This is a genomic window from Microcoleus sp. S1D4, assembly GCF_036700765.1.
Classification (GTDB): domain Bacteria; phylum Cyanobacteriota; class Cyanobacteriia; order Cyanobacteriales; family Microcoleaceae; genus Microcoleus.
In genome coordinates this window covers 122,864-139,542 of the sequence record NZ_JAUBPP010000003.1, presented here as the reverse complement: position 1 = coordinate 139,542, position 16,679 = coordinate 122,864, and the positions used below count along the sequence as shown (strand labels likewise).

General features: G+C 44.2%; 15 protein-coding genes. 8 read left to right on the top strand and 7 right to left on the bottom strand.

Annotated elements, in window-relative coordinates:
* Positions 1 to 44 precede the first annotated feature (44 nt).
* Complete coding sequence (locus tag QT998_RS04595) at positions 45 to 497, bottom strand: RidA family protein (RefSeq protein ID WP_333088433.1); 453 nt, start codon at positions 495 to 497, stop codon at positions 45 to 47.
* A 78-nt stretch (positions 498 to 575) separates the two neighbouring features.
* On the opposite strand from QT998_RS04595, the gene QT998_RS27405 reads away from it, so the two are divergent.
* The 4 genes from QT998_RS27405 to QT998_RS04580 are packed head-to-tail and all read left to right on the top strand — an operon-like array spanning position 576 to position 3,960.
* On the top strand, positions 576 to 755 hold the full coding sequence (locus tag QT998_RS27405; protein WP_442921517.1) for a DUF2887 domain-containing protein: 180 nt from the start codon (positions 576 to 578) through the stop codon (positions 753 to 755).
* Positions 756 to 773: 18 nt separating this feature from the next.
* Complete coding sequence (locus QT998_RS04590) at positions 774 to 1,835, top strand: restriction endonuclease (protein ID WP_333088434.1); 1,062 nt, start codon at positions 774 to 776, stop codon at positions 1,833 to 1,835.
* A 23-nt stretch (positions 1,836 to 1,858) separates the two neighbouring features.
* Complete coding sequence (locus tag QT998_RS04585; protein ID WP_333088436.1) at positions 1,859 to 3,424, top strand: hypothetical protein; 1,566 nt, start codon at positions 1,859 to 1,861, stop codon at positions 3,422 to 3,424.
* A complete protein-coding gene (locus QT998_RS04580; RefSeq protein WP_333088437.1) occupies positions 3,421 to 3,960 on the top strand; it encodes a hypothetical protein in 540 nt (179 codons plus the stop codon). The genes QT998_RS04585 and QT998_RS04580 overlap by 4 nt, the downstream gene beginning before the upstream one ends.
* A 403-nt stretch (positions 3,961 to 4,363) precedes the next feature.
* On the opposite strand, the gene QT998_RS04575 is transcribed toward QT998_RS04580, so the two are convergent.
* The 4 genes from QT998_RS04575 to QT998_RS04560 all read right to left on the bottom strand — a co-directional run bounded on the left by QT998_RS04575 (position 4,364) and on the right by QT998_RS04560 (position 6,604).
* On the bottom strand, positions 4,364 to 4,561 hold the full coding sequence (locus QT998_RS04575; RefSeq protein WP_333116280.1) for a hypothetical protein: 198 nt from the start codon (positions 4,559 to 4,561) through the stop codon (positions 4,364 to 4,366).
* A 129-nt stretch (positions 4,562 to 4,690) separates the two neighbouring features.
* Positions 4,691 to 5,185 carry a peptide-methionine (R)-S-oxide reductase MsrB gene (gene msrB / locus QT998_RS04570; RefSeq protein WP_333116282.1) on the bottom strand — a complete coding sequence of 165 codons (495 nt, stop codon included), beginning with the start codon at positions 5,183 to 5,185 and terminating at the stop codon, positions 4,691 to 4,693.
* Between the two features lie 83 nt (positions 5,186 to 5,268).
* Positions 5,269 to 5,985: a molybdopterin-dependent oxidoreductase gene (locus QT998_RS04565; RefSeq protein WP_333116284.1), complete on the bottom strand. Its 717-nt coding sequence runs from the start codon at positions 5,983 to 5,985 to the stop codon at positions 5,269 to 5,271.
* Positions 5,986 to 5,995: 10 nt separating this feature from the next.
* Positions 5,996 to 6,604 (bottom strand): cytochrome b/b6 domain-containing protein, encoded by a 609-nt coding sequence (locus QT998_RS04560; protein WP_333088443.1) that lies wholly within the window; start codon positions 6,602 to 6,604, stop codon positions 5,996 to 5,998.
* Positions 6,605 to 6,856: 252 nt separating this feature from the next.
* Here QT998_RS04560 and QT998_RS04555 point away from each other — a divergent pair, with 252 nt between their 5' ends.
* Positions 6,857 to 7,489, top strand: a complete 633-nt coding sequence (locus tag QT998_RS04555; protein WP_333116286.1) for a thioredoxin family protein — start codon at positions 6,857 to 6,859, stop codon at positions 7,487 to 7,489.
* Positions 7,490 to 7,493: 4 nt separating this feature from the next.
* Positions 7,494 to 8,186, top strand: coding sequence for a cytochrome c biogenesis CcdA family protein (locus QT998_RS04550; RefSeq protein ID WP_333088445.1), 693 nt, complete (start codon positions 7,494 to 7,496; stop codon positions 8,184 to 8,186).
* Positions 8,187 to 8,319: 133 nt separating this feature from the next.
* Here the strand turns inward: QT998_RS04550 and QT998_RS04545 are convergent, their stop codons facing one another.
* Positions 8,320 to 8,550: a hypothetical protein gene (locus QT998_RS04545; RefSeq protein ID WP_333088447.1), complete on the bottom strand. Its 231-nt coding sequence runs from the start codon at positions 8,548 to 8,550 to the stop codon at positions 8,320 to 8,322.
* A gap of 274 nt (positions 8,551 to 8,824) precedes the next feature.
* Here QT998_RS04545 and QT998_RS04540 point away from each other — a divergent pair, with 274 nt between their 5' ends.
* Both QT998_RS04540 and QT998_RS04535 read left to right on the top strand, forming a co-directional pair.
* Positions 8,825 to 9,415: a sigma-70 family RNA polymerase sigma factor gene (locus QT998_RS04540; RefSeq protein ID WP_333088448.1), complete on the top strand. Its 591-nt coding sequence runs from the start codon at positions 8,825 to 8,827 to the stop codon at positions 9,413 to 9,415.
* An 8-nt stretch (positions 9,416 to 9,423) separates the two neighbouring features.
* On the top strand, positions 9,424 to 10,203 hold the full coding sequence (locus QT998_RS04535) for an anti-sigma factor (RefSeq protein WP_333116288.1): 780 nt from the start codon (positions 9,424 to 9,426) through the stop codon (positions 10,201 to 10,203).
* 362 nt (positions 10,204 to 10,565) lie between these two features.
* On the opposite strand, the gene QT998_RS04530 is transcribed toward QT998_RS04535, so the two are convergent.
* On the bottom strand, positions 10,566 to 15,908 hold the full coding sequence (locus tag QT998_RS04530) for a hybrid sensor histidine kinase/response regulator (protein WP_333116290.1): 5,343 nt from the start codon (positions 15,906 to 15,908) through the stop codon (positions 10,566 to 10,568).
* Between the last annotated feature and the right edge of the window lie 771 nt (positions 15,909 to 16,679).

Here is a 16,679-nt window from a genome sequence, read left to right as displayed (position 1 = left end):
ACATCGTTTGTGTAGACGCGGTTTCAACCGCCGATTCCCTGAGTTTAAATAACAGCAATACAATCAATCTCCACCAAAACATCTTTCGGTAAGCGAGCAACTTCCACACAAGCGCGCGCCGGTGCAGTTTCCGCATCAAAATATTTCGCATAAACCGCATTCACGGCGGCAAAATCATTCATATCCTTGAGAAAAACCGTAGTTTTTACCACATCCAACCAAGTAGCGCCGGCTTCTGTGAGAATCGCTTCGAGATTTGCCATAACTTGTTCGGTTTGCTTTGCCACGTCGTCGGTGTAGACGATATCGTTGAGTCGAATGTCGATCGCAATTTGACCAGCTACAAACAGCATAGTGCCCGTAGCGGCGATCGCTTGATTGTAAGGGCCCACGGGTGCGGGTGCTTTGTCAGTACGAATAATTTTGCGCGTCATATAAGTCACTTTTTGGGCTGATTTGTCGGAGATTTCTGGCTGGTGGATTTCTCCATCGGGCATTATAGCACCTGTTAAGTCTGTATTTCGATTATTCGATTAATATATAGAGTGGTGTCTATAGATTCGCATCTAAAACTCATGAAAACAGACACAATTTTCTACAGCCTGTTTCAGGAATTTCCCACCTTCTTCTTTGAATTGATCGATCGCCAGCTAAAAACTTTACAAAAATTTACTACTCAGGTAGCAAATAGAAAGGAATTTGGGGGGAATATTCAGTATAATCATAATCATAATCATAATCATAACTCCCTGTAGCATTAAAGGTTAATAGTGGTGAAGACTCCCATTCAGAAAATTTTTTTTGGCAGCCCTGGAACTGGAAAAAGCTACAGAATTGACAATGAAATAATTCCTAAACTTTTAGGAATTGACAAAGAAAGTGACCCGGAAAATGTCATAAAAACAGTTTTTCATCCTGAGTATACCTATGGTGATTTTATGGGAAAACTGATGCCACTAACTACAACTGATGGAAAAGTAGAGTACAAATTTTATGAAGGTCATTTTTTAAAAGCACTTGCACAAGCTTATAAAAATATACTTTCTAAAAAAGAAGATGAAGTGCTGAAAAATGTTGCTCTGGTTATCGACGAAATAAATAGAGGTAATTCCTCAGCAATTTTCGGTACAGTTTTTCAACTCTTGGATCGACATGAAGATGGCTGGTCAGATTATGGCATTAATGTTTCTGATTTAGAACTAAGAACAATAGTGAAATTAATAGGATTTCAGGAAGGTGGAAAATCTGATGATGGTAGCCCCTTGTATAAATACGGAAAGGTAAAAAGTGGTAAACTTCTTGAAGAATATTTTGAGATTCTATCTAAGATTAATATTAAAGTTGAAAAAAGTAAAGTAATTGGTAGTTCTATTCGGATTCCCCCCAATTTATCCATACTTGCTACTATGAATACATCTGACAACTCGATTTATTTTATGGATAGTGCCTTTAAACGGCGTTGGAATTGGGAGTTTGTCAATTGGGATGATAGTATCCCTCCATGTGGAACATACGGAAAAGCGAAACAAGGAGCTTTTGACGAGAAAGAATGGCTAGTTTTTATTAAAAAAATTAATAATTTTATCAAAAGCCATCATGCTTCCATTCGTGGAATTGAAGATAAGCAGATTGGTAAATATTTCATTAAAGAACGGCCTATCACGGCAGAGCAAATTCAAAACAAGCTAATGTTTTTCTTGTGGGATAGTGTCTTTACCCGGGATAAAAAACCCTTGTTAGAGCTTTTAGGTAAACAAAGAGATGAACTTGTCACTTTTGGTGACTTCACCAAGTTACATAATATGTTTGTTGAAAAAATTATGAATATTAAGTAATTAAATCAAAGTTAAATTAACCAATGATTAACTTTTCAGAAATTAAGCTGGTCAAAGACCCTAATGAGAATTTTGTAGGAATTCGTAAATCACAATCAGGAGATACTTACGAATTCTGGCTACCGAATGGATTTAATGACTTTCCTGAAGGAGATTTCGATAAGGTGCGAGATTTATTCTTTAAAATGTATCGTACCTTTCGCAAATTTGAAAATGATAATAAAAATCGAGTTAATTATAACAGACTTCATTATCAAACAGATCAAGATCAGACGACTGTTTCTTCTGGTGGAATTTCTCTGCAAACAGAGGAAGGAGAACCTTGTCAGCTATATAGCAAACTCAAAATGATTGAGTGTGTACTCGAAACTTACGATGACTTGGCTATTAACTCAATTCAAAGAAAAATCAAACGGACTGAAGATATTGATTATTCCCAAATTTATAAATACTTAGATAGGGCTATCTATCTAGAGAATGATGTAATTTATGTGGAAACAATGGATTTACCCCGTCCAGTCTTGCTTTATGAAAATACAGATATTGTTAATCTTTATTGTTATATTCTTGATGAAATTATTCAACAATTAAAAGAAGATATACCCGATAATATTAAAGCTCGTACTCAAGATATTCGTTTTCTCGCTCAACGTTTTAAAGATGATTATTTAAGTAGTGAACAATCAATTTTTGATCAAGATACTTTTTTAGAAACCACAAGTATTCTAAAAGAAGCACTAGATACTATAGATAAAAATACTTACTACAAGGATACTGATTATTGGGGTCTTTATGAAGCTATTGAGATATTTTTATATGGTGAACTTAATCCAGGGCTTGATGATGGCGATTACTGGGGAATCAAAGGATTTTCGTTGATTTGGGAAGATATGTGTAATACATATTTTTTCAGAAAGCATAAAGCTGAAATTTGCTATGCAGATACAGATATACCTTTGAAGGATCATGATAATCCTCTTCCTCAAAGAAGGGAAGAAAAAAATAGAGTTGGTAACTGCGCAATCAAAGTCTCAAATGGCTCTATTTTCTGGCAGCAATGGATTTATTCTACTGAATCAGATAAAGCTGAAGATGACATTCAAGAACTGAAATGGCATCAGTTACTTGTTATTGAATTTAACTTAAATCCTAGACATCTAGTTTTAACAAATGGAGCCGTAGCACATCCAGATTATCAAGAGGATTATGGTTATGATACAGAAAATTCAATCAGTTTAAGGCGTAAATTTTTACGTCCTGATTTGGTTTTAACCAACAGGGATTTTAACCTAAGAATAATTGATTATAAAGATGTTCCACTTGAGTTCTATCTTAATCCTTCTAATCTATCTCCTAAAGAACAGAACAAGTATAAACATGATATTATTAAGCAGCTTACTTATGAATTAGCACTTCAACAAACACATACAGTTTCAGAAAATTTATTTTTTCTCCCGTACTACTACGAATCACCACCTATTAATGATTTAGGCGAGGTTGACCCATCACTAGATATAAAAGGAATTCGTGTCTTTAAAGCTAACTTCTTTTTAATCCAAAGTGAATATCTTAAGGAGAACTTATTATGAATCGAGACATAAAAAATGTTGATGTTTATAACGAAAATTTAAACTTTGAAAGTGATTACCTGCCGTTGATAGCATTTAAAAGTGAAAAGCAAAAAAATGCTGTTGAGCAATATATCTTGAATAAAGTTACTTTTTTCTTTAAACGCATAATTAAAATTGAATTTGATGTCAAAAAATCTCAGATAAACTATTCCAATACAATTACAGAAAAAGACTTTACTGAAAAGCCTATTAGCTATTTTTATGAAAATATTTTTGTTGACTTAGGTAAACGCGATCACGCTGGCAAATTAGATGTGTCTCCTAAATGGGGAATTACCTTCGATCAAAAATGCGCGCCTATTGAAGTAAGCCATTTACCCCATAATTATACGGTTTCTCCAACATCTCACCCTCAATTCAAACCATTCGATGATGATTACCATAACAATAAAAAAACTCACTATAGATATGGAACAATCGATATTAACGGAAAACCCATTTTTTATTATATTTATTTCACCTTGCAGGAAATAATAGATGTTATTAAACCGTAAGGTTATTATGGATTTTTGACCCATTTTTGTTCTTCCCTTGCCACTGCATCCTTATATTGATATAATTCACAGATTCAACCTCGATCGAGAATAACTACTTCAGAACCCGTGTTTGAAAAACATTCGATCGCAGTCACTAAAACAAACTGAAAAAATTCAAAGTCAGACGTAGCTTATTGGCGGAGTCAGCCTTATGCTGTGTGACTTGCTGCTTTAGAAACCATTCGTCGAGAATTTCATCACTGGAAATACCATGCTGAACCAGGATTTCAAAGAGTTTATACAATTATTGAACGAGCCTGAGTTTTGCTATTTTAACATGAGTTCGACAACCCGATCGCCCTCAACTACAAAAGCGATCTAACATTGCAATTTCAGCCGTAGAACTAAATTTTGAAAACCCTCAATTCGACTGAATCTGAGCATTCAAAACCTTAGAAATTCGATCGCGCGTTTCCTCTAAATGCGTCCGCGTATAAGCATCCGCTTGCCGATCCAAATTCCGAATGCTCTTGCTCAAACCCCTCCCGTACTCGATCGCCATGAAACTCTTATTATATGATCGGCAATCAAAAACAGTCCGAAGTGTTGTCTTCAGCATTCATAAATAACCTCCCTGTCCTCACGTCCCAAAAATCACTATACCATCCGCGCGAATCCGCCTGCACTAGCGGTTTTGCGGATGGATGATTATCGGATTCCATACCACAGGAGTACCCGTGAAAGAATGTCAGCCAGCAATAAATTTCATAGCAACACCATTCATGCAGTAGCGTTTCCCAGTAGGTGCAGGGCCATCATCAAATACGTGACCCAAATGCCCGCCGCAGCGATGACAATGCACCTCAATTCTAGTCCCAAACAGCGAATTATCTACCGATGTGCCGATCGCCCCTTTGATCGGTTCATAAAAACTTGGCCAGCCAGTACCGCTATCAAATTTGGTTTTCGACGAAAAAACTGGCAAACTGCACGCAGCACAGGCATAAATTCCCTTCCCGTATTGCTTGTCGAGAATGCTAGTGTGAGAGCGTTCTGTGCCGTGTTTTCGCAACACATCAAACTGTGCCGGTGTCAAAATCTTGCGCCACTCTTCCTCGGTTTTAGTAATTTCAAAAACCCCCTTAGAAGCCGCCATAACATCAGATTTTCCAGGCAAACAGGACGATAACCATGCCATGCTTGCTGTTGCCAGACCCGCTTTCAAAAATAATCGTTTTTTCATTGTACATCATCCACTTGTTAATTAATACCAATTCTCAAAACTAAGGAGACTGCCTAATTCAGGCTTCTCAAACACATTATTAATTATAGCCCTCCAAACCACTCGTAACCTTGATCCTCCCAGTAACCCTTTTCAGGCAGCAATTCAGAAACTAATGTAATTCGAGTCACCCACTTACTCTGTTTGTAACCCAGCTTAATTGGAGATGCGAGGCGTAAAGGCGCACCATTCTCAACACTCAGAGGATTACCATTTTTCTGATAAACCATCAAAGTCTGAGGGTGCAACGCTGAAGGCATATCCCAACTCTCGTAGTAGCCATCAGCAGACTTAAAGTAAATGTAGCGAGCATTTGCCTTTGGTTGGGCAAGTGCTACCAAATCCCGCAGCCGCACTCCGCCCCACTGCACGATAGCAGCCCAACCCTCCACACAAACATGGCGAATTGTCATCACACTCAAAGGCATAATCTGAAGTTGTTCCAGGCTGAGATTTAGAGGACGATTTACCTCACCATCAATTATCAGACGGAAAGCTTTTACATCAATATCTGGAGTAATATCAAAGGTATTGATAATTAAGGCATTCGGCTCGATCGCACTAGCAGGAAATTCCGGTACTGGTTTTTGAGGATTCAACAACAAAGCTTCAACACTTTGGTTGAGAGGTTCAAAAGTCTTACCCACCACCTCATCAAATGGAATCAACCCACAACCACCTAAAACCAAACCGATACTAGAAAGTCCAGATAATTGGAGAAATTGGCGGCGCTGCCACAAACGAGGAGAGTCTGGAAACATAAGGAAACCTCTACTTAAAAATTGACTGAACCAAGCGCCAACCCCCTACCTTGAGGCCCAGCAAAGAGTGAATTAGTGCAAAGATGATGACGGTAGGAACCGATATAAAGTGAACTACTCTCAGCGCCTGCCAACTGCCGAATAAATCAACAATCCAGTGGAATTGAGCAGGTTTATACATTCCCATTCCGCTAAATAAAGCTAGTAGCAAAACCGGAATAATTGCTGTGTAAGCTAGGCGGTGCCATGAATAATTTTTGCGCTTCTGGTTCTGAGAATTCTGCAAAGCTTTCAGGTCATTATAGCCGAGAAAACGATGCTGCCAGCGGCGGGTGAACAAAATATAGAGACCGTACCAAAATAGATTGAGTGCGAATAACCACATGGCCGCGAAATGCCAATGCCTGCCACCAGCCAGCCAACCGCCTAGCAAAAATATGGGTGGGAACTGCCATCCTCCCCGCCCACCAAAAACCGGATTCGAGTTGTAAATTTGCAATCCACTGCCAATCATCATAACTAGACTAATGATATTTAACCAGTGAAATAACTTCGCCAAAGTAGTCTGACTCGGTAAAGGTTTAGACCGAGATTTTTTAGAAGGAGCAGATGAATCCATAGTGCGTAAGGGTGACAAGAACAGGATTTATGCAAAACCTCTATATGTAGGGCGATGCACACCGCACCTGATCGTTATAAATAGCACGTAAAACTACTTTTTGCATAAGTCCAGAAGAGACTGGGTTTTTAGTAGTCTCTAACTTAATACGATGCTAAGTCTATTTTGGATTTAAAATTTTTCCTGTTTGCATAAAACATCCAATTTCCGGTCATCTCCGTATATAAAGTAAATAAGGAAGGAAATTACTTTATGAACAATCGCTGGCTGGGGCGACGCCAATTACTTTGGTATTTAGGGCTGGGAGTTGGTGGGACTGCTCTGGGTTGTGGGCTTAAGAAAGATATTATCCCAACTGGTATCGTAACTTCTAGCTCTGACAATATCCCCATACCCGATCCTGCTAAAATTCCTAATTTTCCCACAGCCGAGAACGTTGCTGCCTCACCAAGTGGAAAGTCTTTACCAGAGTTTCAAGGCATCAGCCAGTGGCTAAATTCTGCGCCGCTGAAAATAGCTGACCTTAAAGGCAAAGTGGTGTTGGTGCAATTTTGGACATTTGCCTGCATTAACTGTCAGCGCACTCTGCCCTACATCGTCCGCTGGAACCAGCAATATGCCGATCGCGGATTGAAGATTGTAGGCATACACACCCCTGAATTTCCATTTGAGCGGGATGCAAACAATGTCAAAAAAGCTTTGAAGGAACACCAAATTACCTATCCAGTGCCGCTGGATAACGAATTTAAAACTTGGGCGGCTTACCAGAATGAATACTGGCCTCATTTATTTTTAGCCGATCGACAAGGCATTCAGCGCTACGATCGTATTGGCGAAGGAGCCTATGAGGAAACCGAACAGACAATTCGCAAGTTATTAGGTTAGTCAGATGGCAATTTCACTCACTTCGGCTGGTGTGGCTTTACTAGCAGGATTTTTAACAATTCTCTCGCCCTGCGTCTTACCAATCCTACCCATATTATTAGGACGCAGCCTGCAATCTCATCGCTATGGGCCCATTGCTTTGGTATCAGGATTGATCGCTGGTTTTGCGGCAATTGGGAGCTTGTTGGGAGTGACATCAGGGTGGTTTGTCAGCTTTGCTACTATCCTCCGAACTGGAGCACTTGCCTTTCTTTTGATTGCTGGGATAAGTGCCATTTTTCCGCAGAGTTATCAACTCCTGTTTAAATATTTACACTTTGAAAATTGGCCCAAAGCACCCGCACGAGTAGGATTGGTTGGCGAATTTTGGCTGGGAACCCAACTCGGCTTGCTTTGGACACCTTGTGCGGGGCCTGTTCTTGGCAGTATTCTGGTCATAGCTGTTGTCAATCCTCAGCCTGTAACTGCGTTTGTTTTACTGATTTTGTACGGTTTGGGCGCTGGGTTGCCGCTACTGGCGATCGCCTATGGAGGACGCTATTTCAGCCAGCACTTATTACGTTTGCGCCCCCACAGTGAAGCTTTACAAAGAATCGGCGGCGTAATTGTTGTGGGAAGTGCGATCGCGATTCTTTTGGGTTGGGATGTCAAGATACAGCTTTGGTTAGCTCCGTTTTTTCCAACTCTGCCACTGTGAAGTGCGATCGGAATAAACTATTAATTATTGTTGAGATACAGTCCGCCATTCATCTCGCCGCCAAATTGGGTAGAGTTATGGCGAGAGATGAATGGCAGTTGAAGGTAAAAGTCGGTGATGTCTTTGGTGGAGGCTATTTTTTCATAGCATCGGGACTCTTCATGGCATCGGGACTCTTCATGGCATCGGGACTCTTCATAGCATCGGGACTCTTCATAGCATCAGGACTCTTCATGGCATCGGGACTCTTCATAGCATCAGGACTCTTCATAGCATCAGGGGAAGCGCTAGGAGTAGAAGAGCAGGCATACAGACTAGCCGTTAGAGTCAGACCAACAATCAAATAAAGCACTTTCCGGTTCATATTTTTCTTCCAAATCTGATGAATTTTGATTTGAGCAGTCAGCAGGTAATAGCTAGCCGTGGTTCCTCTTATAGTACGGATTACTCCTGTGATTGGATTGTCAATATCCTAAATTTGTTGTGAGGGAGGTCAAGATACTCAGCTTGTATACATCCAATCAGCTCTGGTGGTCGTATTTAAGAAGATGATGCCCGATTATTTTTAGAGACGCGCTTGCTGCAATAACCAGAGTCAACTTAAAATTATCGGTTTAGGTCTGTTCTACAAAACACCTATGGATTTGAACTCTGCCGAAACAAGCGCGGACAACCCTGACAAACAGACTGACGCTGAGTTATTTCAGTTGATGAGTGTTGGTCAACCCTCTGCTTTGGGCATTCTCTATAACCGCTATGGCAGCTTAGTCTACAGATTGGCGCTGAGAATTCTCAGCAATCCTCAAGAGGCAGAAGACTTAACCCAAGAGATATTTCTAACTCTCTGGAATAGGGGCGCATACAATCCGAATCGCGGCTCTATGAGCAGCTTTTTGACAACTATGACTCGCTCGCGGGCAATTGATAAACTTCGTTCTCGCAGCACTAACTTAAAATTTCTCCAGCGATGGAGTCAGATGATGGCTACTGAAATTCCCCCTCTCACCCCTTTCGAGTCAGCTTCTTTAAGTGACCGCTCCCACTGTGTTCGCGATGCCTTAACTCAACTTCCAGAACAACAGCGACAGGTGTTAGAAATGGCTTACTATGAGGGTCTGAGTCAATCAGAAATTGCAGCTAAACTTAGTATACCGCTGGGAACAATTAAAACTTGGTCTCGGCAAGGTTTATTGAACTTAAGAAAAAACTTAAAAAATTTAATTGGCTAGTTGCACCTATGACAGAGCCTTTATTTCCCGATCGCTCAGAAGAATTGATGGCAGGTTATGTACTTGGCAACCTCAGCTCCTCAGAAGCTGAGGAATTAAGGCGAGTGATGAAAGAAAATCCTGAACTAGCTACAGAGGTAGCTAGCCTGCAGGAAGTCCTGGAAGTTATTCCCTACGCCCTACCTGATATCGCACCGCCACCACACATTTATTCCGCCATTTTGGAAGCTGCCTCGGCGGCTAGCATTGCAGTACCAAATCCTCATGTTTCTGGATCTCCTAACTCATTACCCCAGAAAAAACTGAAGCACTCACCTCTACAATGGAGTCGCGTTCTTGGTAGCATAGCGGCATTATTGGCGTTGGCCGTTGGTGTGGAAAACTACCGACTCAGGCAAGAAATCACAACGCTTGAAGCTCAGGTAATGCGACAAAAAGATGTGATTGCAATGCTGCAACAGCCTAATACTCGTCTAGTTTCCCTCAAAGGGATGGCTGACGCATCTGCTGCTTCTGGAAATATTGTGATCACACCGGGTGAACCCAAAGCTGTTTTAATCTTAAGGAACCTTCCGGTTTTACCAAAGGGTCAGTTTTATCAGTTATGGTCAGTTAATAATAATAATAAAATAGCTTGGGAGCAATTTAATACTAATGAAGCAGGAACAGTTTTTGTCAAACTTTCTCTGCCGGCTAATGCGGAAGTAACACCATTAGTTGTTACGGTTGAAGCATCGCCCTTACTTAAAAATCCTGCGGGGCCTATGGTAATGACGGGAACTTTATAAACTAATAAGCTTGATATTAAAGAAATCTAGCCATAACTAATGTCTAAGCTGTTGTGCATCTAATTTGACAGTCGATTTTTCTACAATTATTGTGGAACGGGCAGGATGCCAGTCTCTAGATTCAATTTAAATGCGTAGCAGCTCTATTTACAGCAGTTTCAAATTCTCTGCCCAAAACTGTGATAACTTCGAGGATTTCTACAAAACTGGCACATTGATCGTCGTAGCATTGTGCAGTGCGATCGAGATCGCGGGCGATCAACAATAAAATTGGTTTGATTGCTGGTAATTGACCGGATGTAATATAAGTCCTGTGAGAGTTTAGCCCCCACAGGACTCATATATTTTCAAACATCAACCGCCTAAGCCATAGCCGGAGCACCAACAACCTCACCCTTCAACATCCGAGAAGCAGCATCAAGCAACTGTTCCTCCAAATAAGGCTTGGTGAAATAGCCCTTCGCGCCCAAACCGTAAGCCATTTGGCGGTGTCTGTCAGCACCGCGAGAAGTTAACATCGCGATCGGCAATTCGCACAAAACCGTATCCTTCTGCATCCGAGAAAGCAGCTCCAAACCGTCCATGCGCGGCATCTCAATATCGCAAAACACGATATCGCAAGGCAGGCCAGACTTCATCTTTTCCCAAGCCTCCTTACCGTCGCGAGCCTCCTCAACCCGGTAGCCGGCTTTCTCAAAAGTAATCGACAAGAGCGATCGCACCGTAATCGAATCATCCACAATCAGCACAGTAGGCTCAGTCTTCTCAACCTCCGCCTCCGCAGCCGCCCGATCGCTCTCATCCCAAAGCGTACCGCCAGCTTCCTTCTGCAGCCTGCCGGTAGCCAAATCGATCAGCTCCAGAACATCGGCAATTGCCACAATCCGACCATCACCAAGTACCGTAGCACCCGCAATCCCGATCGGCTTCGGCACAGGCCCCTCCAACTGCTTGATCACAATTTCCTGTTCAGTTGAAACCTGATCCACCTGCACCGCCAAGAAATTGCCACCCGACCGCAGCACGATCACCGAAATCATGTCATCGTCAGTATTAAACCCGTAAACACTGCCCCGGCCCAAATGGCGGTTGTAAGCTAGCAAATCCCGCAGCGGCCGGAACGGCAAAATCGAACCCCGCCACTCAATGCAGGGTAAACCATCCGCCCCCGTCGTCACCTGATCCCGAGGCACATCGATCATGTCCTCCACCCCATCCATCGGAAAAGCAATCCGAGCCCGATCGCTAATGCAAGTCAGAGCCTTAGAAATACTCAACACCAGAGGTAAACGGATGGTGAATACAGTTCCCTTGCCGATCGTCGAATCGATCGCCACAACCCCTCGAATCTCCTGCAAAGAAGTCCGCACCACATCCATCCCAACCCCGCGGCCGGCATACTCCGTCGCCTGTTCCTGAGTGCTAAAACCAGGCATAAACAGCAAATCGTACACCTCCGAGCGCGACATTCTCTGAGCCTGAGCAGCCGTCAACAAACCCTGCTTAATCGCCTTAGCCTTCACCTTTTGCGGGTCAATTCCCGCCCCATCATCAGAAACCGAAATCACCGTTTGATTTCCTTGGTGAAAAGCCCGAATCGTAATCCTGCCCATCCCCGGTTTCCCCGCCGCCAAACGCACCTCCGGCGGCTCAATCCCGTGAGTAATCGCATTGTTCACCAAATGAGTCATCGGGTCATAAAGCTGATCTACAATCATCTTGTCGATCAAAATATCCTTACCCTCAACCTGCAACTGAGCTTGCTTACCGCACTTAATCGCAATTTCCCGCACCGCCCGGAACAACCTGTCCGTCGTCTCAGCAAACGGCTTCATCCGGGCCCGAGTCAAACCTTCTTGCAACTGAGTCGTGACTTGTCGCAATTGGCGAGTCACCTGATCCGCCTCATCCACCAAAAACTCAATATCCGCCGCCGACTCCCGCACCCGCACGATCAGCTCAATAATCTCCTGAGCCAAACTGTGGAAAGGAGTAAACCTGTCCATTTCCTCCGGTTTCCAGGCACCTTCCCGGTGGTTAGTAACCTCCTCCGAGCGCCAAGGCGACGAGGAAGCTCGGTGTCCCTGACGGTTTGCTAGCAAAGCAATCTCCAAAAGACTCCGCTCGTAGAAATCCTGAGTCCGCTGGCTCACATCGCTCAGCAGCGTCACCTGGTGCAGCAAATTGTCCAAAAACTGCCGCATCCGTTCTTGATCCTGCTCCAAACTGTTGCGGTTGACCACCAGTTCCCCCATCAAATTGCTGAGGTTGTCCAGTTGCTTCACCGGCACCCGCATCGTGTGGTCGCCGAACCCACCAGCCCGAGCAGTACGTCTGGGTCTGTTAATCGCCGACGGCACAATATTGCCTTCCCCTTGGCGGCCGCCCCCGTCCTTGGAATCTTGCAGCAATTTTTCCAAATCGCCAAACTCGTCATCGCTGGCTTGATGGGAATTGGACGCAGCAACACTTCCAGAACTTGCCAAGGAATCGGGAATTTCTGCAAGTGTTGCACTCTCGCTGAGCAATTCCTCAAGATCTGAGAAAACCTCCGTGTTGACCGGACTCAAATTTTTTCCCCCAGATGCTGAAGCTGCAGCCGTAGCACCCCCTGCAATCAACAGCGCTTCTAAATCATCAAAATTGTCTTCATCGTCCTCACCGTCGTCGGATTCATTGCCGCCAAAAAAGTCCGCCAGCGAGCCCTCTTCCAAATCCGAGGCATCCACAAGATCCGATTCGTCCTCAGCATCCCACAACCCAGATGTCAGTTCCGAAGTCACCAAAGGCCCTGCATCGATCGAATCCAACAAATCATCAAAACCCTCCAACTCCTGAGTATTCAGAGTCGCCCCTGTTTCCAAAGCCGCCAGCAAATCATCATCGCCATCAAACATAGCCGAGACATAATCTGGCGACAGAGGCTCAAAATCCGTACCCCCAAAATCCCTTTCCAGAGCCTCAAACAAATCATCTCCACCGCCAGACTCTTCATCTGCGAAAGTTTCAGGTAGAGCAAACAAATCTGTATCCGTAGCATCCAACAAACTATCTGCTGGCCCGGCCGACAACTCCTGTAAATCTAAAGCATCCTCCTCATCTGCGACGGACAAACCAGCATCCGCCGGGCTCAAAAGCTGTTCGCCAAACATATCCTCCAACAAATCAAAAGTGCTATCCCCATCAGGCTCGAAACTTGAAACATTTTGAGGGAAATTATCCGACATCGCCTCAAAATCAACCTCTGCCAAATCGGCCAAATCCCGATCGTCCGGGGCCACAGCAGCGTCGAAAAACTCGATCGCCCCATTACTAGAGGAAGCTTCCCCATCCCCACTCAGCAATTCTGCATCTTCATCTAAACTCTGCAATTCTTCGCCAACCAACCCCGAAGCCTCCCCGTCATACTCAGTACCCGTAGGTACCGAACCAAAAAGATCTGCCAAATCCGCCGCCTCCTGGGAAGTAACCGTACCAGCAGAGCGATCGAGCCCATCATCATCGTCCCCAGAAATCAAGTCTTCCTCCATCGAACCAAACAGCGCATCCAAATCCGTATCGCCCATATCTAAGCTTGCCGGCTGCAAAGATTCATCATCCACACCGAAAACATCTTCCAGCCAATTTCCATCCTCAGAAACATCTAAATCAGAACTTGAAGTTAGATCCAGAACACTCTCAACGTTTTCATTTTGCGGTACGGCTGCATTGCTCATAAATCGATCGTCCTCACTGTCTCCACCTTCACCTTCAGAATCCAAATAACCAGAACTGATACTCAACAAATCTGTCAAATCGGAATCCGAAGCCCCCGAAGCCAGAACATCAAAATCATCCAGAGAAGAAACTAGACCAAACGTTTCAGCATTCCCCGAATCATCGTCACCGCCGACAGCAGACTCGATCGACCCAGCATCAAAAACCTCAGCATCAAAAGCATCCCTGTTCGATATCGCAACCAAGCCCGCCTCCTCCGAAACACCCAAATTACCAAACAAATCATCCAAATCAGTGTCCCCGGTAACATCCAGAGAAGATTGAGCAGCCACCTCATCCAAAAACGTACCCAAAGCATCCTCATCTGCCAGCGCCCCAGCTTTCTTGGCCCTCTGCTTCCGCTGACCCAAACCGCTTTCTCCACTTGCGGCAAACTGCTTGGAAGCCAGCCCCTGCCTCAAATCTGCATTTTCCTCACCCGCAGCGACTCCAGAACCGTCAGACTCGGCCGACATCAAATCTTCCCCAAACAAACTGTTAAGATCGTCCATCAGATTTTCGCTATCAACTTCCAAATCTTCCACAGTCTGTTCATCAAACAACAAATCAGTAAAATCGCCCGAATTGTCATCATCATCATCATCATCCGACCCCAGCAGTCCCTCTACTGCGATCCCATTCGAGTGCGCGTAATCCAAATCTTCTTCTTCTTCCCAAGCACCCTCAAGATCTGGAGACTCGCCATTAAACAAATCAGCCAAAGTATTGAGTTCCGCCACCCCCACTTCAGGGCCGCTGCGAGCAGAAATTCTCAAAGAATCAGTCTCTATATCTGACTCTAGGAACCCTTGAAAATCATCGAACTGCAGCGATCGACCCTCACTGACATCATTGCCTTCGGTAGTATCCAATTGATCGAACAACTCATCTATATTCAACCCAGAAACCGTCGGTAGTAATTGTTCGTCCGAACCAGAATCGCCTAACCCAGCCCGCTTCCAAGCGGCATCTTCAGCAGAGATCCAATTTCCGCCGGCACTACTCGGTTGAGCGAAGGCCAGCAAATCCTCAAAATCGGTTTCGGGAACCCGAGCCTCGGGCATCAGCGACAGAAGTTTTTCGCTAGGCGCGATCGACTCAGACAATCCCGAAAGCACCAACTCCTGCGCTTGTTTGATATCCTTAATCACAGTGGGAGCCAAAATCCGGTAAGTATTTTCTGGATTGGCGATCGCCTCAGATACCACAGCCATCAACTCGATCCAGCCGGGAAGCTCAAATTCCTCCCCCGCCATTCTCAAATTCCGACAAATATTCTTGAGCTGCCGCCTGCTTTCATTCCCCTCCGGCTGTTTGAACTCCTGCAGCATTTCCCGCATCCTCGCGGGCACATCCGAGTCAAACACCAAATGCAGCGCACTGTCTTCTGTTTCTGTCGAATCAAAGTCGTAAACCGCCCCCGAACCCGCCATACCCCTCTTTGAGCCAAACGCCCCCGCCCCCATCCCAGCCAGAACCGGTTGAGGTAACGACAGCGGACTGCTCTGATCTACATCCCGTCCCGAGTGTCCGACAAGTCCCCCCAAATGTCCGTTGAGTTCATCAAACACCGGCTCCAACTCTCGAACCATCTGTTCGCCCATCTCTTCCGTCAGCCCAAAAGGCCCCGAAAGTTGCTCCAACAACCCTTGCAACGTATCAAAAATTCGCAGGAACAGAGATTCTAGCTGTTGGTCTACCTTAACGCTGCACTCTTTTAAAACCTTAAAACTATCCTCTAATCGGTGAGATGTTTGCTGAATGCTCGTCAGCCCCAGCATTGCCGCACCTCCCTTAACAGAGTGAGCGGCCCTAAATACTTCGTTAACCAGTTCTGGGTCTTCGATCGTCGCCTGCAGATTCAGCAAACCTTGTTCGATCGTATTGAGATGGTCTTTTGCCTCCTCAATAAAATAGCCCATTATCCTCTGTTGTTGTTCTGGCAGCATAGTTTTATTCCTGATTTTAATCGTTATTGTATTGGGTCTATTTTAGCTAGCGGGCGCGTGAATCCCCACTTCATAATTTTCAATTTGGGGTGGGATGAAAGCCTGGTCGATCGAGGTTGGGATGTTGACCATTTTGCTTCGCAACCGGAAAATATCTGCACACTGCGTAAATATTCTGTTAGATTAATTGACACTCTCCGGCGTAAACGCACGGAGATTCTTTAATCTACGAGCCGACTTGCTGAGGCAGGATTTCTCCAGCGACAGTAGAGGTTAACTCTCAAGAGAGCGTTACTGGGAGCATCTCAGTTTTGCATTTATAGTGCGAGCGTCCCCGCTCGCGAGTACAAGACGCGAGCTCTTGATGTGCTCGCACTACAATAAAAAAAATGCTTTTTGCAAAACTGAGATGCTCCCTTGGGACACATACACCATACCGGCTAGCGGTTGGTGTGGGTACTTCACCCAAGATACAAATCATGCAGCCATTTTGCTGTATTTGAGTCCGAATACCAGGAATTATTTCTATGCCTCGCGGTAGTTTTTGAGGTTGAGGTGCAGATGTGCTTCTTACATCTTTAATCCTTCCTTTTTTAAACCTATTTTGAGATTTTTCTAATCGAGAAACTTTCCATAAATGATTAGAATTAATGCAGTTACGGACATCACCACTATGGCGAAAAAAGTATTCTGCTTTAATCGTCGGACGATCCAAGCTATTTGCTAATACTAAACGGTGTATTGTAAACGTTTCTCTTCACCCTCAATTTT

Coding starts and splice junctions, on each gene's coding strand:
- QT998_RS04595 (WP_333088433.1), bottom strand. CDS start 497: ATGCCCGATGGAGAAATCCACCAGCCAGAAATCTCCGACAAATCAGCC.
- QT998_RS27405 (WP_442921517.1), top strand. CDS start 576: ATGAAAACAGACACAATTTTCTACAGCCTGTTTCAGGAATTTCCCACC.
- QT998_RS04585 (WP_333088436.1), top strand. CDS start 1,859: ATGATTAACTTTTCAGAAATTAAGCTGGTCAAAGACCCTAATGAGAAT.
- QT998_RS04580 (WP_333088437.1), top strand. CDS start 3,421: ATGAATCGAGACATAAAAAATGTTGATGTTTATAACGAAAATTTAAAC.
- QT998_RS04575 (WP_333116280.1), bottom strand. CDS start 4,561: ATGCTGAAGACAACACTTCGGACTGTTTTTGATTGCCGATCATATAAT.
- msrB (WP_333116282.1), bottom strand. CDS start 5,185: ATGAAAAAACGATTATTTTTGAAAGCGGGTCTGGCAACAGCAAGCATG.
- QT998_RS04565 (WP_333116284.1), bottom strand. CDS start 5,985: ATGTTTCCAGACTCTCCTCGTTTGTGGCAGCGCCGCCAATTTCTCCAA.
- QT998_RS04560 (WP_333088443.1), bottom strand. CDS start 6,604: ATGGATTCATCTGCTCCTTCTAAAAAATCTCGGTCTAAACCTTTACCG.
- QT998_RS04555 (WP_333116286.1), top strand. CDS start 6,857: ATGAACAATCGCTGGCTGGGGCGACGCCAATTACTTTGGTATTTAGGG.
- QT998_RS04550 (WP_333088445.1), top strand. CDS start 7,494: ATGGCAATTTCACTCACTTCGGCTGGTGTGGCTTTACTAGCAGGATTT.
- QT998_RS04545 (WP_333088447.1), bottom strand. CDS start 8,550: ATGAACCGGAAAGTGCTTTATTTGATTGTTGGTCTGACTCTAACGGCT.
- QT998_RS04540 (WP_333088448.1), top strand. CDS start 8,825: ATGGATTTGAACTCTGCCGAAACAAGCGCGGACAACCCTGACAAACAG.
- QT998_RS04535 (WP_333116288.1), top strand. CDS start 9,424: ATGACAGAGCCTTTATTTCCCGATCGCTCAGAAGAATTGATGGCAGGT.
- QT998_RS04530 (WP_333116290.1), bottom strand. CDS start 15,908: ATGCTGCCAGAACAACAACAGAGGATAATGGGCTATTTTATTGAGGAG.